This window comes from Streptomyces sp. NPDC054932 (assembly GCF_053610205.1).
This window is the reverse complement of record NZ_JBSGXU010000135.1, coordinates 1-22,316: the sequence shown is the minus strand read 5'-3', so window position 1 is coordinate 22,316 and position 22,316 is coordinate 1. Positions and strand designations below refer to the sequence as shown.

The following is a 22,316-nucleotide window of genomic DNA, read 5'->3' as shown; positions in this document are numbered from 1 at the left end:
AGCGCTGGGATGCGCTCCGGGGCCCAAGACTTCAGACGCGTCAGGCGTTGACGCAGGTGTTGCCGAAGGCCGGGTTCAGCAGGCCGATGATGGAGACCGAGTTACCGCAGACGTTCACGGGAACGTGGACGGGAACCTGCAGCACGTTGCCGGACAGGACACCGGGCGAGCCGATGGCCGCACCCTGCGCCGCCGCATCGGCGTGGGCCAGGCCCGCACCCGCGAGAACCAGGCCGCCAGTGGCAGCCGCAGCGGCGACAACCTTCTTGATCATTGTTCCTCCTAGTAGGCAAATGCGGTCCCAGCCGCGGACCGCAACACCTGTAACGAGGAGGGATCACCGGGGCTACGAGCTTATGAGTGCATTCACTCTTCTCAGTGGAATGCGCACACCTTCCCGAATCTCAGGCGTTGTCGATGAACCGGTCGAGCACGCGCACACCGAACTTGAGTCCGTCCACCGGCACCCGCTCGTCCACGCCGTGGAACATCCCGGCGAAGTCCAGTTCCGGCGGCAGCTGCAGCGGCGCGAAGCCGAAGCAGCGGATGCCGAGGTCGTCGAAGGACTTGGCGTCCGTACCGCCCGAGAGCATGTACGGCACGGCCCGCGCGATCGGGTCCTCGGCCTTCAGGGCGCCCTGCATGGCGTCCACCAGCCTGCCGTCGAAGTCCGTCTCCAGCGCCTTGTCGCCGTGCACGTCCTCCCGCTTCACGCGCGGGCCGAGGATCCGGTCCAGGTCGGCGAAGAACTCGTCCTCGTAGCCGGGCAGGAAGCGGCCGTCGACGTGGGCCGTCGCCTGGCCGGGGATGACGTTGACCTTGTAGCCGGCGCCGAGCATCGTCGGGGCGGCCGAGTTCCGCAGCGTCGCGCCGACCATCTTGGCGATGCCGCCGAGCTTGGCGAGCGTCGCGTCCATGTTGTCCGGGTCCAGGGGGGTCCCGAGCGCGTCCGAGAGCTCGTCGAGGAAGCTGCGCACCGTCTTGGTCACGCGGACCGGCCACTGATGGCGGCCGAGCCTGCCGACGGCCTCGCAGAGCTCCGTGATCGCGTTGTCACTGTTGGTCATGGACCCGTGGCCCGCGGTGCCCTCCACCGTGAGCCGCATCCAGTGCATGCCCTTCTGCGCGGTCTCCACGAGATAGAGCCGCAGGTTCTCGTTCACCGTGAAGGAGAAGCCGCCGACCTCACCGATGGCCTCGGTGACGCCCTCGAACAGGCCCGGGTGCTTGTCCACGAGGTGCCGGGCCCCGTAGATGCCGCCCGCCTCCTCGTCGGCGAGGAAGGCCAGCACGATGTCCCGCGGGGGCTTGCGCCCGCTGCGCATCCGGTCGCGCACGACGGCCAGCGTCATCGCGTCCATGTCCTTCATGTCGACGGCGCCGCGGCCCCACACGCAGCCGTCGGCGATCTCGCCGGCGAAGGGGTCGTACGTCCAGTCGGCGGCGTTGGCCGGAACCACGTCGGTGTGCCCGTGGATCAGCAGCGCCGGCCGCGAGGGATCCTCCCCCTCGATCCGCGCCACGGTCGAGGCGCGTCCCTTGTGCGATTCGAAGATCTGCGGCTCCAGCCCGACCTCGGCGAGCTTCTCCGCGACCCATTCCGCCGCCTTGCGCTCCCCGGGGCCCGAGTGGTCCCCGTAGTTGCTGGTGTCGATCCGGATGAGGTCCCGGCAGAGGTCGACCACCTCGTCCTCGCCGGAGACGGTCCTGCCCGTGCTCGACTCGCTCACGCTGCTTCCTCCCACTGATCAGTACCGAACCCCCATCCTCCCGCTCCGGGCCGTTCTCCCCAAGGGCGATCCCCGGCCGCCGGGGGGTGTGATCGAGGACCCCGGAATGTTTGGTAATGTTTTCCACGTCGGAACGGCCCGCGAGGGACGCGAGACAGACACCTTGTCCGGGTGGCGGAATGGCAGACGCGCTAGCTTGAGGTGCTAGTGCCCTTTATCGGGCGTGGGGGTTCAAGTCCCCCCTCGGACACCATGGTCAAACGACCTGGAAGAGCCGGTCAGAGTGACGTGAAGTCGCTCTGACCGGCTCTTTCGTCGTATCGCGGCGTATCACGGCGTGTGGCGCCGACGGTGCCGGTGCTGCCGGTCACCGTCGGCGTGCCGGGTCAGCCCCGTCCGTCCTCCAGCCAGGGGCGGAGCTTCTCCGGATTGCGGACCGCCCAGATGCGGGTGACGCGATCGCCGCTGAGCTCGAACGCCGCCACGGTCACGGTGACCCCGGTGTGCTGGGCGACCAGGCCGGGCCGGCCGTTGACCGAGCGTTCCAGGAGCTGCAGTCCGGGGGCCCTGTCGGCGATCTGGATCAGGTACTCGGCGATGCGCGTGCTGCCCTCGACCGGACGCAGGGCGGCGCCGACCAGTCCGCCGCCGTCGGCGATCATCTCGGCGTCGGGGGCCAGCAGACCGACGAGGGCCTTGATGTCCCTGGCCTCCCATGCCTCCTTGAAGTTCCGCACCAGAGGGGCCTGTCCGGCCGTCGGGGCCGTCGGGACCTGCGCGGCGCGCACCCGTCGGCGGGCCGACGTCGCCAGCTGCCGGCAGGCCGCCGGGGTGCGGCCGACGATCCCGGCTATCTCGGCGAAGGGGTAGCGGAAGACGTCGTGGAGGACGAAGGCGACGCGCTCGGCCGGGGTCATCGACTCCAGTACGACGAGGAAGGCCATGTTGACCGACTCGTCCAGGGTGACCCGGTCGGCCGGGTCGACCGGCCCGGCGCCGCCGCCCGCCGAGCCGCTGATCCACTCCGCGCGGTCGGGCAGCGGCTCGGGGACCCACTCGCCGACGTAGCGCTCGCGCCGCGCCCGCGCCGAGCCGAGCAGGTCCAGGCAGATGCGGCCGGCGACCGTCGTCAGCCAGGCACCGGGCGACTCGACGGCCTCCTGCTTCTGCTTCGGCATCGCATACCAGCGCGCGTAGGTCTCCTGTACCGCGTCCTCGGCCTCGGCCAGCGAACCGAGCAGCCGGTAGGCGAGGTTGGTGAGGTGGCCCCGCTCCCCGACGATCACGTCCAGGTCCGGATCGGACGACGTACTCATGCTCACGAGTGCTCCCCCTGGCCCGCCTCCCGGTGCCTCGCCTCACATTTCGCGGGCCCACATCGTCGGACTACCGAGACCATATCGATCTACGCCGTGAGGCAGAAGAGGGGACCGCCACCATGGCCACACTGACCACGGAGAAGCCGCGTACCTTCACTTTCCTGCAGGTCACCGTCGGCCTGCAGACCTTGGCCCTGTTCTTCCAGGCGGTCACCGCCGGGGTGCTGCTGTCCTCGGCCCACGGCGAGCTGCTGCACGGCATCGGAGCGCGCGTGATGTACGGGGCGACGATGCTGTACGTGATCGCCGCGGTCCTGGCGTGGCGGCCGGGCGGCGGATCGCCCCGGCCCATCCTGTACTCGTCGGGCTTCCTCGTCCTCGCCTCGGTGCAAGTGGTCCTGGGCATCGCGCGCGTGCCGTCGGTCCATGTCCCCCTGGGTGTCCTGATGTTTGCCCTGAGCCTGCTGGCGCTGGGCCGCAGAGCGTCGGCCCGCCGGTCCTGATCGGCGCAACAGGGCAGGTCAGAGCGACGCAATGCCGCTCTGACCTGCCCTTTTGCTATGTTGGGACCACATCGGAGGGGCAGACCGGCCGAGGGAGGTCCCGTGATGTGGGCTGAGGGTGCCGGCCCTCGTCCGCTGTTCGGCGAGGAAGCGGACGAGGTGATCGCCGCCGCCCTGGCGGGCGATCCGTCCGATGTGGACCGGCTGGTGCGCGAGTACCGGCTGCTGCGGCAGATCATCGACGGCGCCCGGGCGGGTATCGCGGTGCTGGACACCGGGCTGCGCTATCTGTACGTCGGTCCGCACATGGCGGTGATGAACGGCCTGCCCGCCGAGGCGCTGCTGGGGCGGACGCTGGGCGAGGTGCTGCCGGACGTCGAGCGCCCGGACGAGGTGCTGCACCAGGTGCTGCGGGACGGGCGGCCCAGGGAGCTGGTCCTGGAGGGCCGTACCCGGGCCGACTCGCCGTACGAATCGCGGGTGTGGCGGGGGACCTATCACCGGCTGGAGGAGGACGGGCGGGTACTGGGGGTGGCGGGGATCGGTCTGGAGGTCAGCGCCCCGAGGGAGCGGCAGCGGGAGCTGTCGCGCACCAATCGGCGCCTGCTCCTGCTGGACACGGCCGCCGTGCGGGTCGGTACCACCCTCGATGTGGACACCACGTGCCGCGAGCTGACGGAGTTCCTCGTTCCGGGGCTGGCCGACGCCGCGAGCGTGGAGCTGATCCCGCGGGAGGGGCCGGGCGGGGGGCTGCTCGCCGGCGGGTCCCTGCGGCTGCGGCGGGTGGCGGTGGCCTCGGTACGGGAGCTTTCGCCGCGGGTGCGAGTGCTCGGCGCGGCCGGGGAGTACGTGGACTACCAGCCCGGCTCGGCGGTCAGGCAGTGTCTGGAGAGCGGCGAGCCGTGGCTCGGGAACTTCTCCTCGGACGAGGCGTTCAGCCGGGCGGCGCCCAGCGCGGACCGGGTCGCGGCGTACCGGGAGGCGGGCATCCACTCGGGTGTGGTGGTCCCGCTGATCGCCCAGGACCGTCCGATCGGCACGCTCACCCTGGTGCGTGCCGGGGACTCCCCGGGCTTCGGGCGCGAGGACATCGTCGTGGCCCGCACGCTGGCCGAGCGGGCGGCCGCCAGCCTCGCCAAGGCCGAGCGGTTCGCGCGGGAGCAGGGGATGGCCCTCGAACTGCAGCAGGCGCTGCTGTCCGAGCCCACCGTCCCGCACGACGATCTCGAGGTGGCCTCCCGCTACCTGCCCTCCGGCACCGGAGTCCTGGTGGGCGGGGACTGGTTCGACTGTCTGGCCCTGCCCGGCGGCCGGACCCTGCTGGTGATGGGCGACGTCATGGGTCACGGGGTCGAGGCGGCGGTCGCGATGAGCCACTACCGCTCGCTCATCCGCGCGCTGGCCGCGTCCGGGAATCCGCCGGCGGACATCCTGCGCGAGGCGGACCAGGTCGTTCTCGCGGGCGGTCTGGACCGGGTCGCCACCTGTCTGCTCGTCCTGGTCGACCGGGCCGCCGGGCACTGCGTGCACGCGAGCGCCGGGCACCTGCCCGCCATGGTCATCGGCCGCGGGCAGGGCCCGTTCCTGGCGCCGGTACCGGTGGGTCCGCCGCTGGGCACCGGCTTCGGCCGGTACGAGGACGCGTCCTTCGAGCTCAAGCCGGGTTGTGTCCTGATGCTGTTCACGGACGGTCTGGTCGAACGCCGGGGTGAGGACATCGACACCTCTCTGCGGCGGCTGACCGGGATTCCGCTTCCCGTGGACGGGCCCCTGACCGGGGTCATCGACACGGTGCTCGCGGCGCTGCGGGTCACCGACGCGGAGGACGACGTCACGGTCCTGGCCGCCCGTACGCCGATCCAGTCCCACAGCAAGTGGGTGCGGTGATCGGGACGGTGGCACTAACTTGGCGTCATGACCGAGTCCGAAGAGCAGGCCGCTCTTCCCGCTGCCGGAGCCACTCCCGCGCCTGCGCCCCTTCCGCCCGTGCCCGACGCGATGCCCGAGGTGCCGCCGCATCCGCCGGCGGTGCCCGGGCCCGGGCTCGCGGACCGGGTCCGCGCCCTGCCCGCGGTAAAGGCGCTGCTCCTCGGGGGAGTTGCCGGCGCGGGAGTCGTCGGCCTCGCCTGGGGCCTGACCGCCGCGGACTTCGGCGGCGGCCCGGACACCTTCAGCACCACGGGAGGGCTGATCCTCTCCGACAGCGGCGGGTACCTCACGGTCGGCACGGCGTGCGAGGGCAAGGGCGGTTACAAGGACATAGGGGCCGGTACGGAGGTCACGGTCACCGACGCCGCCGGCAAGGTCGTCGCGGCCGGGAGCCTGCACGAGGGCGAGATCGTCGGCAGGGCCTGCATGCTCAGGTTCACCGTGGAGGGCATCCCCGAGGGCTCGAAGCTGTACCGCGTCGAGGTCTCGCACCGCGGCGCCCTCACCAAGACGGAGCAGGAACTCCGCGACGGGGACCTGGCGTTCACCCTCGGCGGCTGACTCCCGCCCGGCCGGCGCCACGCTCGTGTCGCGATTCGGTATCGAGGGGGTGCGCGGGGACCGCGGAAATCTACGATCGGCGACGAGGCGCGGTGCGTGCGTCCTGCGAACACCACGAGAACACGACCAGGAGCAGCGCGTATGGCAAGTCCCCGGCGGGATGCGGTCATGGCCGAGGAGCAGGAGGGGGTCGACCTCGCGTACGCGTGCCTGGAGCGGCGTGAGGCCGACGGTGCCGCCGTGGACGCGGCCTACCGCGTCCAGAACGAGATGCCGGCGCCGCGGAGTTCCGGCGAGGGGATCGACGGCGCCCAGCCGTTGGCGTTCCTGCGCGTGCGGACCCGAGCCGACGAATCGCTTCTGATCGGACGCCAGTCGGTGTGGGACGAGGACCAGGACCTCATCGTGATCTCCTCCACCGCGCAGGCGGCCGTCGACTGGCGCCTGGCGACGCAGGACGACCCCGGTGAGGTGGTGCTGCGCCGCCGCCTGCACTATCAGCGGCGCGCCCCGCGCAAGGTGATCGGCTTCTTCGACGAACTCGTGCCCCGGGGCCGCCCGGCGGAGGTGGTGGCGCCCTCTACCACCGACCGCCGCACCGCGGTCGGCACCGGCGGGGCTGCGGTTGCGCCCCGCGAGGCGGACGCCGCCCCCGGTGAGGGCGCGGAAGCTCCCTCCTTGCAGAAGCTGCTGCTCGACGATCTGGACCTGCCGCGTGACGGGACCATGCGCGACATCGTGGAAACGGTGCAGCGCGAGCAGTTGCTGCTCATGTCCCACCGCCGCCCGGGAGCGCTGGTCATCCAGGGAGGTCCGGGCACGGGCAAGACCGCGGTCGGTCTGTACCGCGTCATGTGGCTGCTCGACAACGACCACTGCACCGCGGACCAGGTCCTCGTGGTGGGGCCGCACCAGGGCTTCCTCGACTATGCGGGGGAGGTACTGCCCGCCTTGGGGGGCGGGGCGGTGACGACCCTGACCCTCGACCGGCTCCTCGGCCGGACCGGCGGAGGAGCCACGCCGGCCGAGGACTCCCCCGAGGCCGAGTTCCTGAAGAGTGACGACCGGATGGCGGACGTCCTGCGGCGGGCGGTGGAGGGCCGCGTGCGGACGGATCGTTCCACGGTGGATCCACTGCTGGAGGAGGACGTCCACGGCGAGCGCTCGTCGTTCCGGTTCGTCTGCAAGGGCCGGACCTACTGGGCCGACGTGGACTCGCTGCTCGCGATCGCGCGGGAGGCGCTGGGCGAATCCGTCCCCTTCAACACCCGTCAGGAACGCTTCCGGCTGCGTCTCGCAGGCCGGCTACTGCGCGAAGTCCCCGGTGTGACCCCCCATGACATCCTGGCCAGCAAGGAGGTCTCGGGGTTCGTCCAGCGCGTCTGGCCCCGCCTCGACGCGGTCGACGTGTACGGCAAGCTCCTCGGCAGCCGCGGCCGTCTGGAGGCTGCCGCGCCCCTCCTGACGGATGAGGAGCTGCCCTTCCTGTACACGGCGGAGGCGGCGAAGGCCGCTTGGACCACCGCCGACCGGGTGTGCCTGGACGAGCTGGAGTGGCTGCTCAACGGCGCCGACGGTCGCCGGACGTACGGCCATCTCGTGATCGACGAGGCCCAGGACCTGACGCCCATGCAGGCGCGGGCCCTGGCCCGCCGCTGCCCGTCCGGATCGTTCACCGTGCTCGGCGACCTGGCCCAGGCCACCGGCCCGCACGCCTACCGGTCGTGGCGCGAGCCCGCCGCCCTGCTGACGGGCGGAGCCCCGTGGACGGTCGAGATCCTGACGGCCGGCTTCCGGCTGCCGCCCGAGGTGGCCGAGTTCGTCGAGCCGTTGGCCCGGATGGCAGCGCCTCGCGTGCCCGTGGCCCGGTCCGTCCGTCCGCGCCGCGACGGCCGGACCGTGACCGTGGAACGGGTGGAGAGCAAGGACCTGCTGGCGGCGGCCGTCGCACGGCAGGTCGGCGCGAAGACCGTGGCGCAGGACGGGCGGTCCACCGCGGTCGTCGTCGCGGCCGACGAGCAGCTCACCACGGCCCTCCGGCAGGCGCTGGACCAGCTGCCGCAGGGTGCGTCGGTCCCGGTCCTGCGCCCGGCGGAGGCCAAGGGCATCGAGTTCGACCACGTCGTGGTCGTGGAACCGGGTGTCATGGCGGCGGCCCGGCCCGTGGGGCACCGCGATCTCTATGTGGCGCTCACGCGCTGCACGCAGACCCTCGGGGTCGTGCACCACGCGGCGCTTCCCCCGGAACTCGGCGAAGAAGCCCAGCCGGACCCCGCGGACCTCGCGGCGTCCGTCCCGTCCACGATCAGCGCCCCTGAGGACGTGTCCCCCACCATGCCGACCACCGCATCCGCATCCGCCTCGGGGCCCGCTCCCGTACCCGCTTCCTCCGCGGCCGGCTTCCAGGAGTTCCTGGCCCGGGCCGTGTCGGACGACCGCGGGCAGTCCGTGCACGAACAGCTCCGGTACCGGCTCCTCGGCCGGCTCTGGGAGTCCGGCCGGCCCGAGGAGGGGGCGGCGGCCGACATCATCCGTAGCGACGACAGCGGCACCCACCTCTTCGAAGTGCTCCGGGCCGAGCGTCCTGCCTACGTGGACCTGCGCGAGGCGGCGGCCCGCACGGCGGAAGTCCGCTACGCCCTCCGGCGCCCCGTCGACCGCGTCTTCCTGGTCTGCGCCGCCGCTCCCGCCGAGCCCTGGGCGATCGAGGCGGTCGAGGGTGCCTTCGGGGTCTGCGTCATCTGGTGGGACGAACAGACGTGGTGCGGGGCCGGTGTCGAGACCGCCGTGCCCGGCCGGCGCTGAGGGAGGGCGCGCGGCCGGGACGGGGCGGTTGCGCGATCAGTCGCGGGCGGCGGCGATCTCGGCCACCCGGCCGCGGACCAGGAACCAGCCGCCGACCAGGGCGGCGGCGATGGCCGGGAGGAACATGACCGTGGTGCGGCCGACTCCGCCGTCGCACCACATCAGAACGAGGACCGTGACGAGGAAGCCGAGGGTCACGATCTGGGTGTACGGGGCCCAGGGCAGGCGGTAGGCGGGGCGCTCGACCAGGCCGTTCTGCGCGCGGCGCCAGAAGAACAGCGAGCAGATCATGACCATCGCCCAGGTGCCGAGGATGCCGATGGAGGCGAGGTTGAGGACGATCTCGAAGGCTTCGCCGGGCATCCAGTAGTTCAGGCCGACGCCCGCGACGCCGAAGGCGGCGGTGAACAGGACGCCGCCGTAGGGGACCTTGCCCTTGTTCATGACGCCGGTGAACTTGGGGGCGGAGCCGGCCAGGGACATCGACCGCAGGATGCGGCCGGTGGAGTAGAGGCCGGAGTTCAGGCTGGAGAGGGCGGCCGTCAGGACGACGAGGTTCATGATGCCGGCGGCGCCGGGGATGCCGAGCTTGTCGAAGACGGTGACGAAGGGGCTCTGGTCGGAGCTGTACGCCGTGTGGGGCAGGAGGAGGGCGAGCAGGACGACGGAGCCGACGTAGAAGAGGCCCACGCGCCACATGATCGAGTTGATCGCCTTCGGCATGATCTTCTCGGGGTTCTCGGTCTCGCCGGCGGCGACTCCGCACAGCTCGACGGAGGCGTAGGCGAAGACCACGCCCTGGATCACCAGGAGCATCGGCAGGACGCCGGAGGGGAAGATGCCGCCGTTGTCGGTGATGTTGGCCAGGCCCGGGGTGTTGCCGCCGATGTCGTGGCTGGTGGCGACGAGCCAGATGCCGACGATCAGGAAGACGACGAGGGCGGCGACCTTGACGAGGGAGAACCAGAACTCCATCTCGCCGAAGTACTTCACCGAGATGAGGTTGGCGGTGAGCACGATGGCGAGGGCGATGAAGGCGAGGACCCACTGGGGGACGTCGGTGAACATCGACCAGAAGTGGGCGTAGGTCGCGGCGGCGGTGATGTCCGCCACGGTGGTCGTGGACCAGTTGAGGAAGTACAGCCAGCCGGCCGTGTAGGCGCCCTTCTCCCCCATGAACTCGCGCGCGTAGGAGACGAAGGCGCCGGAGGAGGGCCGGTAGAGGACGAGCTCGCCGAGTGCCCGCACGACGAAGAAGGCGAAGACTCCGCACACCGCGTAGGCGATCGCGAGGGAGGGGCCCGCGCCGGCGAGGCGGCCGCCCGCGCCGAGGAACAGGCCGGTGCCTATCGCACCGCCGATCGCGATCATGTTGATGTGGCGGGACTTGAGGTCCTTGCTGTAGCCCTCGTCACCGGCGTCGACATGGCGGGTCGGCGCCGGGGCCGGGGCCTCGGTCAAGGTGCGCTCACTCAGGTCACTCATGTGGGACTTCGCCTTCGTGGGTGGGACAAGGCAGGCCCGTACCGCAGCGCAGGGGAGCTGGGTGGTGTCCCCTGTGCTGCGATCCGGGTGTTTTGATCGCCCCAGGAGACCATGAGGCTCCACTCCCCTCCAAAAGCACCCCCTGCACGCCAAAGCCCCCGACGACCATGGAAACGGGTGTCGGGGGCTTCGTAGGAGCTGGAAACCGAGGTCAGTCGCCCGGGGTTTCCTCCGCCGCCTGGTCGAGGCGGAAGGCCTCGTTGCCCAGGCCGATACGGGCGTGCACCTCGGGGCGGCTGCGGCGCAGCACGAGTCCGTAGACCAGGCCGGTCACGACGGCGGCGCCGATGATGCCGGGCAGCACCCAGCTGAGGGCGGAGCCCTTCTCGGCGCCGACCAGGACGCCGAAGTCCTTGACGGTGTAGACGGCGATGGCGAGCAGGGCGAGGCCGGCGGTGCCGGCCGCGACGAGACGCCAGACCTGGGCGCCGGCGGTGCCGCGGCGGACGAAGAAGGCGATCACCGCGAAGGAGGCGGCGGCCATGAGGAGGGTCACACCGAGGGCGCCGACGCTGCCCATCCAGGTGAACAGGTGCAGTACGGGGGTGGTGGGGTCGGGCGGCTGCACGGCGAGGGCGGGGTCGGCGGGCGCCTTGTCCTCGGAGAGCGCGAAGGCGATCACGACGAGGGCGGAGATGCCGGTCTGCAGCAGGGAGCCGGTGGCGGGGGCGCCGGTGCCGGCGTTGGTGCGGCCGAAGGCGGCCGGGAGCAGGCCCTCGCGGCCCATGGCGAAGGCGTAGCGGGCGACCACGTTGTGGAAGCTGAGCATGGCCGCGAACATGCCGGTCACGAAGAGGACGTGCAGGACGTCGGTGAAGGTGGCGCCGAGGCGGGCCTCGGTGAGCTGGAAGAGCAGTGTGGGGCCGGCCTCGGCGGCGGTACCGACGACCTGGGAGGGGCCGGTGGCGACGGTGAGGGCCCAGGCGCTGACGGCGAAGAAGAGGGCGACGAAGCCGACGGCGAGGAACATCACGCGGGAGACGACGATGTGCGGCTTGCTGGTCTCCTCGGCGTAGACCGGGGACTGCTCGAAGCCGACGAAGGCGGCGATGCAGAAGCAGAGCGCGGTGCCGAAGCCGGCTCCGCCGAGGGTCTCGGGGTTGAAGGCGTGGAGCGAGATGCCTTCGGCGGCCGGCTCGGTGAGGGCGGCGACGTCGAAGACGACGACGAGGACGCACTCGACGAGGAGGAGGACCCCGAGGACCTTGGCGTTGAGGTCGATCTTGAGCCAGCCGAGCGCACCGGTGACGGCGACGGCGAGCAGGGCCGGTATCCACCAGGAGAGTTCGATGTCCAGGTAGGTGGCGAAGAGGCCGGACATCTCGAAGCCGAGGATGCCGTAGACGCCGACCTGCATGGCGCTGTACGCGACGAGGGCGACGAGGGAGGCGCCCGCGCCGGCGGTGGGTCCGAGGCCGCGGGCGATGTACGCGTAGAAGGCGCCGGCGTTGTGGACGTGGCGGCTCATCTCGGCGTAGCCGACGCTGAAGAGCGCGAGGACGGCGCCGAGGATGACGAAGAGCAGCGGCTGGCCGACGATGCCCATGACCCCGAAGGTCGTGGGCATGACGCCGGCGACGACCATCAGGGGCGCGCTGGCGGCGAGTACCGACAGGAGCAGGCCGGCGGTGCCGAGGCGGTCGGCGCGCAGGGCGCGGTCCTGGCCCTTGTACGTACGGATCTCGGCCGGGTCTTGGAGCGTGGAGGATCTGCCCGTCGGCATGGCGGCGTCCTTTCGGGGGGCACGGTTCTTTCGGGGCGTGGTGCGCTGGGCGTGGTGCTCGGGAGTGGCGTCCGGGGGGTGGCGTCCGTGGGGTTCGAGTGGGCTTCGGGGCGGTGGCGGCCGGGAGCGGCGCGGTCAGGCGGTGCCGAGCGCGACGCCGCGGGCGGCGAGGAAGGCCTTCTGCGGGTCCCGGTCCGGATAGGACCAGGGGGCGCGGGTGGCATGGCTGCCGATGCGGTGGAAGAGGGCGGCGGCCTCGGCGGGGCGGCCCTCGCAGAGTTTGGCGTGGGCGAGGAAGTTGAGGTCGACCCGGTTGCGGGGATGGTCGTCGCGCTCCCACTCCAGCCACCAGTCGAAGGCGGCACGCAGGACCTGGCGGGCGCGGCGGCCGGCCCAGTGGGCCGCGGCCGCCTCGGGCGAGTGGCCGTGCGTGGCGGCGAGCACCCGGTAGCGCTCGGCGTGCGCGACGACGGGCAGGACGGCGAGCGGGGAGTCGGCCGGGGACTCCTCGGCGGCCCAGGAGGCGAAGTCGTAGACCTCGTGGAGCGGGTCCTGGCCGGAGGCGAGGGTGCGCTCGGCCAGTTTGGCGACCATCAGGTGATGGGCGTGGTGGTGCTCGCGGTGGCGGGCCCGGACCTGGTCGAAGTGACGGCTGAACTCCTCCTCGCCGCCGAAGGCGCGGGAGAGCAGGAGCAGTCCGAGCCAGGGGGTGGGGTCGGCCGGGTGCAGGGCGGCGGCCCGGCGGCAGGCCTCCTCGGCCGCGGCCGGGGTGCCTTTGTGGCGCAGGGCGGTGAAGACGGCGGCGCACGCGAGGAGGGTGGCGGCGTCGGCGCTCTCCGGTTCTGCGAGCAGCCATTCGCGGGCCCAGGCGCTGGCCGCCGGGGTCTGGGCGAGGACGACGACACGGTGGCCGCGACGGTCCCAGTCGTCGCCGGTGCCGACGAGGAGGGAACGGGCCCGGGACCACCGGCCCTGGGTGAACTGGGAGCGCACGTCGACGAGTTCGGCGTCACAGAGGGCCGGGTCGAAGAGCTGTGCGTCCCGCTTGCGGGCGCGGCCGAGGGGCGGCGGAGGCGGGGACATCCGCGGGTATTCCCTCCAGGACGCGGGCGGACGAGGGTCAGCGGTGGCCGGTACGCGCCCAAGGCGCGCGCGAGCGGTCGGCCGGGTGGATCGGGTCGGCGGGGGGATCGGGGGGGGTGGTTCGGGGGGGTGGTTCGGGGGGTTCAGGGGCGACTCGGGGGATCGCGACGGTGAGCGCGCCGGTGATCACGCACAGCAAAGCGGTACGCCCAGCTCCGCGTCAAGGTCCAGTCCACTGCGTGGCGGGTTTCAACTGCTGTGACCCCGGTGCGAGTTGATGCGGATCATCCGGTTCTGGAGGTGTCCGTGCGTTCTCGTAGGGTGGCCGCATGACTGCCTACGATGATCTTCCCCCGTATCTGCTGGGGTTCCCCGGCCCGCTGCGCGATCAGCTCGTCGCGGCGGTGCTGAGCGGCGCCAAGACCAGCACCACCGGCCTGCTCGCGGAGTACGAGGCCGAGAACGAGCCACTTCCGGAGCCCGGTACCCGGTCCCTGCTGGTCGATTCCGAGGAGCGCGGGGTGGCGGTGGTGGAGGTGACCGCCGTGGAGGTGCTGAGGCTCGGGGACGTCGGGCTGCGGCACGCGCTCGACGAGGGTGAAGGGTTCACGTCGGTGGCCGAATGGCGTACGGCACACGAGGAGTTCTGGCACAGCGATCCGGTGCGCGGGGCGATCGGCGACCCGGGGTTCACGGTCGACGACGACACCCTCGTCATCGCGGAACGCTTCCGGGTCACCGAACACCTCGCCTGAGAGCCCCCGTCAGGACCTGACCGGCCTTCACCTGGCCGGCCTTCACCTGGCCGGCCTTCACCTGGCCGGCCTCTCCACCGGACCGGCCACCGCCCGACCGGCCCCGACGGCTCCCGGGAACCCGTCAGCCGACGGCCCGGGCGGCGGCGCGGCCCGCCGCCCGGCCCGAGAAGATGCACCCGCCGAGGAAGGTGCCCTCCAGCGCCCGGTAGCCGTGCACCCCGCCGCCGCCGAATCCGGCCGCCTCGCCCGCCGCGTAGACGCCCGGCAGGGGTTCGCCGGACGCGGTCAGGACGCGCGAGGAGAGGTCGGTCTCCAGGCCGCCCAGGGACTTGCGGGTCAGGATCGAGAGCCGCACCGCGATCAGCGGCCCGGCCTTGGGGTCCAGGATCCGGTGCGGGGCGGCCGTGCGGATCAGCTTGTCGCCGAGGTACCTGCGGGCGCCGTGGATGGCCGTGACCTGGAGGTCCTTGGTGAAGGGGTTGGCGATCTCCCGGTCACGGGCCACGATCTCGCCCCGGACGGTGGCCTCGTCGAGCAGGTCCTCCTTGGTGACCGCGTTCATCCCCCGGACCAGGGCGGACAGGTCCCGCTCGACGACGAAGTCGGCGCCGTTGTCCATGAAGGCCCTGACCGGGCCGGGCACCGCCTGGCGCGCGCGGGTGAAGACGTCGCGCACCGACCTGCCGGTGAGGTCCGGGTTCTGCTCGGAGCCGGAGAGGGCGAACTCCTTGCCGATGATGCGCTGGTTGAGCACGAACCAGGTGTGATCGTGACCGGTCTTCATGATGTGGTCGAGGGTGCCGAGGGTGTCGAAGCCGGGGAAGAGCGGCACGGGCAGCCGCCTGCCCGTCGCGTCCAGCCACAGCGGGGAGGGGCCGGGCAGGATGCGGATGCCGTGCCGGGCCCAGATCGGGTCCCAGTTCTGGATGCCCTCGGTGTAGTGCCACATCCGGTCCTTGTTGATGTGACTGGCGCCCGCCCGCTCCGCGATGCCGAGCATCAGACCGTCCACGTGCGCAGGGACCCCGGAGAGCATCCGCTGCGGCGGGGTGCCGAGCCGTTCGGGCCACTGCGCGCGGACGAGGTCGTGGTTGCCGCCGATGCCGCCGCTGGTGACGATCACCGCCTGCGCCCGCAGGGAGAAGGTCCCGGTGGCCTCGCGGCCGCTGGCACTGCCGCGTACGGCCTCGGAGGGCGCCAGGATCTCGCCCGTGACGGTGTCCACCGCGCCGGCGGTGCCGGAGAGCCCGGTGACCCGGTGGCGGAACCCCAGCCGAACCAGGCCGCGGGCCACGCCGGCCCGGACCCGCCGCTCGAAGGGCTCCACCAGGCCGGGGCCGGTGCCCCAGGTGATGTGGAAGCGGGGGACGGAGTTCCCGTGGCCGTTGGCGTCGTAACCGCCGCGCTCCGCCCAGCCGACCACCGGGAAGAAGCGGACGCCCTGCGCGTGCAGCCAGGAGCGCTTCTCACCGGCCGCGAAGTCGACGTAGGCCTCGGCCCAGCGGCGCGGCCAGGCGTCCTCCTCGCGGTCGAATCCGGCGGTGCCCAGCCAGTCCTGGAGGGCGAGGTCGTGACTGTCCTTGATCCGCATCCGCCGCTGTTCGGGCGAGTCCACGAAGAACAGTCCGCCGAAGGACCAGTGCGCCTGGCCGCCGATCGACTGCTCCGGCTCCTGGTCGAGCAGGATCACCTTGCGGCCCGCGTCGACGAGCTCGGCGGTGGCCACGAGCCCCGCGAGCCCGGCTCCGATCACGATCACGTCTGCGTCGTACGTCATGCGGCTACCCGTCCTCCGTCGGTGGTGGGGCAGATCCTTTGCTACGGAGCGGTAACCAGTCAACAGCGGTGGTTGGATGACCTGTGTGAGTGCCGCTGATGAAGTACTGGACGTGGTGGACCGGGAGGACCGGGTCGTCGGGCAGGCCCCCCGGGGCGAGGTGTACGCCCGCGGGCTGCTCCACCGCTGTGTGTTCGTGCAGGCCAGGGATGCGCAGGGGCGGATCTTCGTGCACCGGCGGACCGCCTCGAAGCTGGTCTTCCCCTCGTACTACGACATGTTCGTGGGCGGGGTGGTGGGCGCCGGCGAGAGCTACGCGCAGGCCGCGCTGCGCGAGGCCGAGGAGGAGCTGGGCGTGCGGGGGCTGGCGCAGCCCGGGCCGCTGTTCAAGTTCCTGTACGAGGGGCCGGGCGGGGCCTGGTGGTCGTACGTGCACGAGGTGCGGTGCGACCTGCCGGTGGCCCCGCAGGTCTCGGAGGTCGACTGGCACACCTACCTCACGCAGGAGGAACTGGACCTGCGGGTGGACGGCGGGGAGTGGGCCTGGGTGCCGGACGGGCTGGAGGCGTACCGGCGGCTGCGCGCGCGTCCGCACTCCCACCAGTAGATTTATCGGGTGATCGACTTCGTCAAGGACGTGCGCCTCTGGTTCGCACCCTCGCGGCTGAGAGACGAGGGCGAGACCCCCGACTACCGCTTCTCGCTGGCCAACGAGCGGACCTTCCTCGCCTGGATCCGGACCGCGCTGGCCCTGGTGGGCGGCGGTTTCGCCGTCGACCAGTTCCTGCCGGACCTGCGATGGGGGGTGCGGGTCGGGATGGCCCTGGCCCTGCTCGTGGTGGGTGCGGCCTGTGCGCTGCGGGCGGTGAACCACTGGGTGCGGTGCGAGCGGGCGATGCGGCGGGGCGAGGACCTGCCGCTGTCGCGGTTCCCGGTGCTGCTGAGCCTGGGCGTGGGTCTGGTCGCGGTGGCGATGGTGGCGGTCGTGCTGCTGGGCTGGACGACGGGGCAGTGAACATCCCGGGCAGGGACCGCGACGCCGGGCTGCAGCCCGAGCGGACCCGGCTCGCGTGGCGGCGTACGACGCTGGCCTCCTCGGTGGTGGCGGTGCTGGCGCTGCGGCAGGCACTGCGCGGGTCAGGGGCGCCGGTGCAGGTGGCCGGGGCGGCGGCCATCGCGCTGATCTGGCTGGTGTTCCTGGGGGTGGCGCACCGGCGGATCCGGGAACTGGCGGCCGACCGGCCGCGGGAGCTCGCGCCGCGGTCGGCCCTGGCGGCGGTGGCGTGCACGGTGGCACTGGCGGTGTTCGCGGTGACGGTGATCTTCTGAGCCGTCCGGTGAACCGCCCGGTGTGATGATCGCGCTTCGCCGCGCCACTGCGACACAACGGGCGATGTACGACATTCCGCACTAACCTCGGCGCCATGACGACCCTGCACCACGAACACCCCACGCACCAGCACACGCACGGCACGGACTGCGGACACCAGGCGGTCCCGCACGGCGACCACATCGACTACGCGCACGACGGCCACCTGCACCGGGAGCACTCGGGGCACTGGGACGAGTGCGAGCCCGGCGGGCACACCACCCATGACGGCCACGCGCACGCGCACGGCGCGGACTGCGGACACGAGACGGTCCGGCACGGCGACCACGTGGACTACCTGCACGACGGGCACCGGCACGCGGCGCACGACGGGCACTACGACGACCACTGACCGCAGGGTCCGAAGGAGGGCCCGCAGGGTCCGAAGGAAGGGTCCCAAAAGGGCCTGAAGGGCCTGAAGGTCCGGCCGGGAGCGGCACCCGCCCTCCCCCGGCGCGGCAACGGCTGGCAGGATGCCGACCGTTCGTCAAAGCGACCCGGGGAGAGCGCAGATGTCCGTCGAAGAGCCGTACCTCGTCCAGCCCGCGCCGGGGGTGTACGCCTACGTCCAGCCGGACGGCGGCTGGTGCCTCAACAACGCCGGATTCGTGACCGACGCGGGCCGGACCCTGCTCGTGGACACCGCCGCCACCGAGCGGCGGGCACTGGCCCTGCGCGACGCGGTCGTGGCGGCCGGGGCGCCGCTCCCCCGCACCGTGGTCAACACCCACCACCACGGCGACCACACGTACGGCAACGGCGTCTTCGCACCCGGGGCACTGATCCTCGGGCACGACAACGCGCGGTCCGAACAGCTCGCCGCCGGGCACCAGCTGGAGATGATCTGGCCCGCCACGGACTTCGGCGCGATCGACATCGTCCCGCCCGACCTCACCTACAGCGACCGGGCGACCCTGCACGTGGGCGCGACGGAGGTGCAGGTCATCCACCCGGGCGTGGCGCACACCACCGGGGACTCGGTCGTGTGGCTGCCCGGGCAGCGGGTGGTCCTCACCGGCGACCTGATCTTCGCCGGAGGGACGCCGTTCCTGGCGATGGGCTCCCTCTCCGGCTCGCTGCGGGCGCTGGAGCTGCTGCGCTCGCTCGACGCGGAGACGGTCGTACCGGGCCACGGACCCCTGACCGACCCCTCGGCGTACGACTCCACCGAGCGCTACCTGCGGTACGTGGCCGAGCTCGCCCGGGAGGGGCGGGCGAAGGGGCTGTCCCCGCTGGAGGTGGCGCAGCAGGCCGATCTCGGTGAGTTCGGCGGCTGGCGGGAGAGCGAGCGGCTGGTCGCGAACGTCCACCGGGCGTACGCGGAACTGGACGGGAAGCCGGAGGGCGCACCGCTGGACATCCTGGCGGTCCTGACGGACATGACGGTGATGAACGGCGGAACGCCGATCCTCTGTCACGCCTGAGGACACCGGAGGCGGCCCGGGGCGGCCCGATCCGGCCGGGCGGAGGGTTTTCCCTCCGCCCGCACTCTGGACGACATACCGACTGGTCGGCATGATGGGAGCCGGCGACGGTGCTCCGACGCACCGCCGTTCTTCTCCTCGTCGACTCGCACGGAGGTGCGCACCATGACCTCAGCCCCGGCCGACCCGCGCGGCCTGGATCTGGAGCGACTGCGCGGTCATCTCGACCGGGCCAGGCCGGGACTCGTCGCCGGGGCGCTGCGCGGCCGGCTGATCGAGGGCGGCCGGTCGAATCTCACGTACGAGATCACGGACGGGACCGCCCGCTGGGTGGTGCGCCGGCCGCCCCTGGGCCACGTCCTGGCCACCGCGCACGACATGCGGCGCGAGCACCGGGTGATCGAGGCGCTGCACGGCACGGCCGTGCCGGTGCCCGAGCCGGTGCTCCTGTGCGAGGACGAGACCGTGCTCGGGGCGCCGTTCTACGTCATGGAGTACGTGGACGGGGTGCCGTACCGGACGGCCGAGCAGCTCACGGCGCTCGGCCCGGAGCGCACCCGGCGGGCGGTGCTGGGCCTGGTCGACACCCTGGTCGACCTGCACGCGGTGGACCCGGAGGCGGTGGGCCTGGGCGACTTCGGCCGGCCCGAGGGCTTCCTCGACCGGCAGCTGCGCCGCTGGGGCAAGCAGCTCGCGGCCTCCCGGGGGCGGGAGCTCGCCGGGATCGACGAGCTGCACGGCGCGCTCGGCCGGGCACTGCCCGACTCCCCCGCCCCGACGGTGGTGCACGGGGACTTCCGGCTCGACAACGTGCTGATCGGCGGTCCGGACGACACGATCCGGGCGGTGCTGGACTGGGAGATGTCCACGCTCGGGGATCCGCTGACCGACCTCGGGCTGCTCGTGATGTACAGCTCGGACCTGGGCCTGACCGGATCCCCGGTCAGTACGACGAGCGGCGCGCCGGGCCATCCGGCGCCGGCCGAGCTCGTCGAGCGGTACGCCGCCCGCTCGGGCCGGGACACCGGTGCCATCGCCTGGTACACGGCCTTCGCCTGGTTCAAGCTCGCCGTGATCCTCGAGGGCATCCACTACCGCTACACGCTGGGGCAGACCGTCGGGGCGGGCTTCGACCGGATCGGCGAGCTGGTCCCGGTCTTCATCGAGCACGGACTGACCACGCTGCAGGACCTCCAGGAAGGCTGAGGCACTCACCCATGGATTTCGCATTCGACGCCCGGACCGAGGAACTCCGCGAGCGGCTGCTCGCGTTCATGGAGGAGTACGTCTACCCGGCGGAGCCCGTCGCCGCCGAGCAGCGCGCACGGCTGGCCTCGCCCTGGGACACCCCGGCCGTCTTCGGTGAACTGAAGGCCGAAGCGCGCCGCCGGGGCCTGTGGAACCTCTTCCTTCCCGACGCGGAATACGGCGCGGGGCTGACCAACCTCCAGTACGCGCCGCTCGCCGAGATCACCGGCCGCAGCCCGCACCTGGCGCCGATGGCCACCAACTGCGCGGCCCCGGACACCGGGAACATGGAGCTGCTGGCCCAGTTCGGGAACGAGGAGCAGAAGAAGCAGTGGCTGGAGCCCCTGCTGACCGGGGAGATCCGCTCCGCCTTCGCGATGACCGAGCCCGAGGTGGCCTCCTCGGACGCGACGAACATCGAGACGCGCATCGAGCGCGACGGTGACGAGTACGTGGTCACCGGCCGCAAGTGGTTCATCTCCGGGGCGATGAACCCGGACTGCAGGATCTTCATCGTGATGGGCAAGACCGACCCGGAGGGCGCCGATCCGCGCCGCCAGCAGTCGATGATCCTCGTGCCGCGCGACACCCCCGGCGTCGAGGTGCGCCGGGCCATGACGGTGTACGGGTACGAGGACCACGACCACGGCGGCCACGCCGAGGTGGTCTTCGACGGGGCCCGGGTCCCGGCGGCGAGCCTGATCGGCGAGGAGGGCACCGGCTTCGCCATCGCCCAGGCCCGGCTCGGCCCGGGCCGCATCCACCACTGCATGCGGCTGATCGGGATGGCGGAGCGGGCCATCGAGCTGATGTGCCGGCGCGCGGTGGAACGTACCGCCTTCGGCAAGCCGCTGGCCGCCCAGGGCGTCGTACAGAACTGGATCGCCGACGCCCGGGTCACGGTGGAGCAGCTGCGGCTGCTGGTGCTGAAGACGGCGTGGCTGATGGACACGGCCGGGAACCGGGGCGCGCACACCGAGATCCAGGCCATCAAGATCGCGACCCCGCGGGCGGTGGTGCAGATCCTCGACGACGCGGTGCAGTTGCACGGCGCGGGCGGGGTCAGCCAGGACTTCCCGCTGGCCGAGCTGTGGGCGGCGGCGCGGACCCTGCGGCTGGCCGACGGGCCGGACGAGGTGCACCAACGGTCGCTGGCACGACGTGAGTTGAAGCGATTCACGGCCGGTCGCCCATGAACGTGTGGGAATCGTGCGGGAGTTCGTGCGAACTTGTGTACGGGGTGAAGGTGATGCGGGGAACCCTTTAAGAAACCTTGTTGAATAACCCCGCAACCCCAAGGCGTCCTTGATTTGCGCCTGTCAATCGGAACAGGGTTCTCCAGAAGGTCTGACGCCCCACACGTCAACACGAGGAGAACCCTCCAGATGGCAACTCACAAGCGCTCGCGCCGTTTCCGGTACGCGGCAGTCGGTACGGGAGTGGCCACAGCAGCCGCTGTCACCCTGCTCGCCACCCCCTTCGCGGGGGCCTCGGCACCCGCCGAAGGCACGGTGTACGGACTCGGCGCGCCCGGCGCGATCAGCGGAAGTTACGTCGTCATACTCGACGCATCCGCGAACAAGGAACAGCTGGCCCGCAAGTACGGGGGCGAGCTGAAGCGCTCCTACGGCTCCGGGGTCAACGGCTTCTCGGCCTCCGGCCTGAGCGAGACCGAGGCGAAGCGGCTCGCCGCGGACCCGGCCGTCGGCAAGGTCGTGCAGAACAAGAAGTTCACCATCAACGCCTCACAGACCAACCCGCCTTCATGGGGGCTGGACCGGATCGACCAGACCGCGCAGACCGGTGACAAGAAGTACAGCTACCCCGACAGCGGCGGCGAGGGCGTGACGGCGTACGTCATCGACACCGGCGTCCGCACCACCCACAAGGACTTCGGCGGCCGCGCGACGTCCGGCTTCGACGCCATCGACAACGACGACAGCGCCGACGACGGCAACGGCCACGGCACGCACGTGGCCGGGACCATCGCGGGGACCGCGCACGGCGTCGCCAAGAAGGCGAAGGTGGTCGCCGTGCGGGTGCTGGACGACAACGGCTCCGGCACCACCGAACAGGTGGTCGCCGGGATCGACTGGGTCACGCAGAACCACTCGGGACCCTCGGTGGCCAACATGAGCCTGGGCGGCGGCGCCGACGAGGCCCTCGACGAGGCGGTGCGCCGGGCCGTCGCCGCGGGCGTCACCTTCGCCGTGGCGGCGGGCAACGAGTCGTCCGACGCCGGTCAGGGCTCGCCGTCCCGGGTCACGGAGGCGATCACGGTGGCGTCGAGCACGATCGACGACGCGCAGTCCTCGTTCTCGAACTTCGGCTCCGTGGTGGACCTGTACGCGCCGGGCTCGGACATCACGTCCACCTGGAACGACAGCGACACCGGGACGAAGACCATCTCGGGCACGTCGATGGCCGCCCCGCACGTGGCGGGCGCGGCTGCGGTCTACCTGGCCGGGCACAAGACGGCCACGCCGGCGCAGACGGCCGCGGCCCTGACGGCGGCGGCCACCTCGGGGGCGGTCACCAACCC

Annotated in this window: 20 protein-coding genes and 1 tRNA gene; 14 read left to right on the top strand and 7 right to left on the bottom strand. The window is 71.9% G+C overall.

What is annotated here, in order from left to right; all coding sequences use genetic code 11:
• Positions 1–40: 40 nt before the first annotated feature.
• Both ACWGE1_RS28950 and ACWGE1_RS28945 read right to left on the bottom strand, forming a co-directional pair.
• On the bottom strand, positions 41–274 hold the full coding sequence (locus tag ACWGE1_RS28950; protein ID WP_453423405.1) for a chaplin: 234 nt from the start codon (positions 272–274) through the stop codon (positions 41–43).
• Positions 275–404: 130 nt separating this feature from the next.
• Positions 405–1,730 (bottom strand): M20/M25/M40 family metallo-hydrolase, encoded by a 1,326-nt coding sequence (locus ACWGE1_RS28945; protein ID WP_030009121.1) that lies wholly within the window; start codon positions 1,728–1,730, stop codon positions 405–407.
• A gap of 165 nt (positions 1,731–1,895) precedes the next feature.
• On the opposite strand from ACWGE1_RS28945, the gene ACWGE1_RS28940 reads away from it, so the two are divergent.
• A tRNA-Leu gene (locus ACWGE1_RS28940) sits at positions 1,896–1,983 on the top strand.
• 133 nt (positions 1,984–2,116) lie between these two features.
• Here ACWGE1_RS28940 and sigJ read toward each other — a convergent pair.
• Positions 2,117–3,046 carry an RNA polymerase sigma factor SigJ gene (gene sigJ, locus ACWGE1_RS28935; protein ID WP_453423404.1) on the bottom strand — a complete coding sequence of 310 codons (930 nt, stop codon included), beginning with the start codon at positions 3,044–3,046 and terminating at the stop codon, positions 2,117–2,119.
• 122 nt (positions 3,047–3,168) lie between these two features.
• Between sigJ and ACWGE1_RS28930 the strand changes: the two genes are divergently transcribed.
• From ACWGE1_RS28930 to ACWGE1_RS28915, 4 genes are all read left to right on the top strand, one after another.
• The gene (locus tag ACWGE1_RS28930; protein ID WP_453423403.1) at positions 3,169–3,552 is read left to right on the top strand and encodes a hypothetical protein; all 384 of its coding nucleotides are present in this window, start codon (positions 3,169–3,171) and stop codon (positions 3,550–3,552) included.
• A 105-nt stretch (positions 3,553–3,657) separates the two neighbouring features.
• The gene (locus ACWGE1_RS28925; RefSeq protein WP_453423402.1) at positions 3,658–5,439 is read left to right on the top strand and encodes a SpoIIE family protein phosphatase; all 1,782 of its coding nucleotides are present in this window, start codon (positions 3,658–3,660) and stop codon (positions 5,437–5,439) included.
• A 27-nt stretch (positions 5,440–5,466) separates the two neighbouring features.
• A complete protein-coding gene (locus ACWGE1_RS28920; RefSeq protein WP_453423401.1) occupies positions 5,467–6,042 on the top strand; it encodes a hypothetical protein in 576 nt (191 codons plus the stop codon).
• Between the two features lie 141 nt (positions 6,043–6,183).
• Positions 6,184–8,847 (top strand): HelD family protein, encoded by a 2,664-nt coding sequence (locus tag ACWGE1_RS28915; protein WP_453423400.1) that lies wholly within the window; start codon positions 6,184–6,186, stop codon positions 8,845–8,847.
• 36 nt (positions 8,848–8,883) lie between these two features.
• Here the strand turns inward: ACWGE1_RS28915 and ACWGE1_RS28910 are convergent, their stop codons facing one another.
• The 3 genes from ACWGE1_RS28910 to ACWGE1_RS28900 form a co-directional block, all read right to left on the bottom strand.
• Positions 8,884–10,332, bottom strand: a complete 1,449-nt coding sequence (locus ACWGE1_RS28910; RefSeq protein ID WP_453423399.1) for an amino acid permease — start codon at positions 10,330–10,332, stop codon at positions 8,884–8,886.
• A gap of 211 nt (positions 10,333–10,543) precedes the next feature.
• A complete protein-coding gene (locus tag ACWGE1_RS28905) occupies positions 10,544–12,115 on the bottom strand; it encodes an APC family permease (protein WP_453423398.1) in 1,572 nt (523 codons plus the stop codon).
• A gap of 135 nt (positions 12,116–12,250) precedes the next feature.
• Complete coding sequence (locus ACWGE1_RS28900) at positions 12,251–13,198, bottom strand: hypothetical protein (protein WP_453423397.1); 948 nt, start codon at positions 13,196–13,198, stop codon at positions 12,251–12,253.
• A 329-nt stretch (positions 13,199–13,527) separates the two neighbouring features.
• On the opposite strand from ACWGE1_RS28900, the gene ACWGE1_RS28895 reads away from it, so the two are divergent.
• Positions 13,528–13,953, top strand: a complete 426-nt coding sequence (locus ACWGE1_RS28895; RefSeq protein ID WP_453423396.1) for an ASCH domain-containing protein — start codon at positions 13,528–13,530, stop codon at positions 13,951–13,953.
• A 124-nt stretch (positions 13,954–14,077) separates the two neighbouring features.
• Here the strand turns inward: ACWGE1_RS28895 and ACWGE1_RS28890 are convergent, their stop codons facing one another.
• Positions 14,078–15,733, bottom strand: a complete 1,656-nt coding sequence (locus ACWGE1_RS28890; RefSeq protein WP_453423395.1) for an FAD-binding dehydrogenase — start codon at positions 15,731–15,733, stop codon at positions 14,078–14,080.
• 76 nt (positions 15,734–15,809) lie between these two features.
• Between ACWGE1_RS28890 and ACWGE1_RS28885 the strand changes: the two genes are divergently transcribed.
• From ACWGE1_RS28885 to ACWGE1_RS28850, 8 genes are all read left to right on the top strand, one after another.
• On the top strand, positions 15,810–16,340 hold the full coding sequence (locus tag ACWGE1_RS28885) for an NUDIX hydrolase (RefSeq protein ID WP_453423394.1): 531 nt from the start codon (positions 15,810–15,812) through the stop codon (positions 16,338–16,340).
• A 9-nt stretch (positions 16,341–16,349) separates the two neighbouring features.
• Positions 16,350–16,748 (top strand): YidH family protein, encoded by a 399-nt coding sequence (locus tag ACWGE1_RS28880; RefSeq protein ID WP_453423393.1) that lies wholly within the window; start codon positions 16,350–16,352, stop codon positions 16,746–16,748.
• Between the two features lie 2 nt (positions 16,749–16,750).
• On the top strand, positions 16,751–17,062 hold the full coding sequence (locus ACWGE1_RS28875) for a DUF202 domain-containing protein (RefSeq protein WP_453423406.1): 312 nt from the start codon (positions 16,751–16,753) through the stop codon (positions 17,060–17,062).
• A 95-nt stretch (positions 17,063–17,157) separates the two neighbouring features.
• Positions 17,158–17,454, top strand: coding sequence for a hypothetical protein (locus tag ACWGE1_RS28870; RefSeq protein ID WP_453423392.1), 297 nt, complete (start codon positions 17,158–17,160; stop codon positions 17,452–17,454).
• Positions 17,455–17,614: 160 nt separating this feature from the next.
• Entirely contained in the window at positions 17,615–18,526 is a 912-nt protein-coding gene (locus tag ACWGE1_RS28865; protein WP_453423391.1) for an MBL fold metallo-hydrolase, read from the top strand.
• Positions 18,527–18,691: 165 nt separating this feature from the next.
• Complete coding sequence (locus ACWGE1_RS28860) at positions 18,692–19,732, top strand: phosphotransferase family protein (RefSeq protein ID WP_453423390.1); 1,041 nt, start codon at positions 18,692–18,694, stop codon at positions 19,730–19,732.
• Positions 19,733–19,743: 11 nt separating this feature from the next.
• Positions 19,744–20,970 (top strand): acyl-CoA dehydrogenase family protein, encoded by a 1,227-nt coding sequence (locus ACWGE1_RS28855; protein ID WP_453423389.1) that lies wholly within the window; start codon positions 19,744–19,746, stop codon positions 20,968–20,970.
• Between the two features lie 189 nt (positions 20,971–21,159).
• A partial coding sequence (locus tag ACWGE1_RS28850) for a S8 family serine peptidase (RefSeq protein WP_453423388.1) occupies positions 21,160–22,316 on the top strand: 1,157 nt, incomplete at its 3' end.

Excerpts from the sequence above, each read along its gene's own strand:
- ACWGE1_RS28865 (WP_453423391.1), top strand. The coding sequence starts at position 17,615 with ATGTCCGTCGAAGAGCCGTACCTCGTCCAGCCCGCGCCGGGGGTGTAC.
- ACWGE1_RS28890 (WP_453423395.1), bottom strand. The coding sequence starts at position 15,733 with ATGACGTACGACGCAGACGTGATCGTGATCGGAGCCGGGCTCGCGGGG.
- ACWGE1_RS28950 (WP_453423405.1), bottom strand. The coding sequence starts at position 274 with ATGATCAAGAAGGTTGTCGCCGCTGCGGCTGCCACTGGCGGCCTGGTT.
- sigJ (WP_453423404.1), bottom strand. The coding sequence starts at position 3,046 with ATGAGTACGTCGTCCGATCCGGACCTGGACGTGATCGTCGGGGAGCGG.
- ACWGE1_RS28930 (WP_453423403.1), top strand. The coding sequence starts at position 3,169 with ATGGCCACACTGACCACGGAGAAGCCGCGTACCTTCACTTTCCTGCAG.
- ACWGE1_RS28900 (WP_453423397.1), bottom strand. The coding sequence starts at position 13,198 with ATGTCCCCGCCTCCGCCGCCCCTCGGCCGCGCCCGCAAGCGGGACGCA.
- ACWGE1_RS28895 (WP_453423396.1), top strand. The coding sequence starts at position 13,528 with ATGACTGCCTACGATGATCTTCCCCCGTATCTGCTGGGGTTCCCCGGC.
- ACWGE1_RS28920 (WP_453423401.1), top strand. The coding sequence starts at position 5,467 with ATGACCGAGTCCGAAGAGCAGGCCGCTCTTCCCGCTGCCGGAGCCACT.
- ACWGE1_RS28885 (WP_453423394.1), top strand. The coding sequence starts at position 15,810 with ATGACCTGTGTGAGTGCCGCTGATGAAGTACTGGACGTGGTGGACCGG.
- ACWGE1_RS28915 (WP_453423400.1), top strand. The coding sequence starts at position 6,184 with ATGGCAAGTCCCCGGCGGGATGCGGTCATGGCCGAGGAGCAGGAGGGG.
- ACWGE1_RS28905 (WP_453423398.1), bottom strand. The coding sequence starts at position 12,115 with ATGCCGACGGGCAGATCCTCCACGCTCCAAGACCCGGCCGAGATCCGT.
- ACWGE1_RS28855 (WP_453423389.1), top strand. The coding sequence starts at position 19,744 with ATGGATTTCGCATTCGACGCCCGGACCGAGGAACTCCGCGAGCGGCTG.
- ACWGE1_RS28925 (WP_453423402.1), top strand. The coding sequence starts at position 3,658 with ATGTGGGCTGAGGGTGCCGGCCCTCGTCCGCTGTTCGGCGAGGAAGCG.
- ACWGE1_RS28910 (WP_453423399.1), bottom strand. The coding sequence starts at position 10,332 with ATGAGTGACCTGAGTGAGCGCACCTTGACCGAGGCCCCGGCCCCGGCG.
- ACWGE1_RS28870 (WP_453423392.1), top strand. The coding sequence starts at position 17,158 with ATGACGACCCTGCACCACGAACACCCCACGCACCAGCACACGCACGGC.
- ACWGE1_RS28860 (WP_453423390.1), top strand. The coding sequence starts at position 18,692 with ATGACCTCAGCCCCGGCCGACCCGCGCGGCCTGGATCTGGAGCGACTG.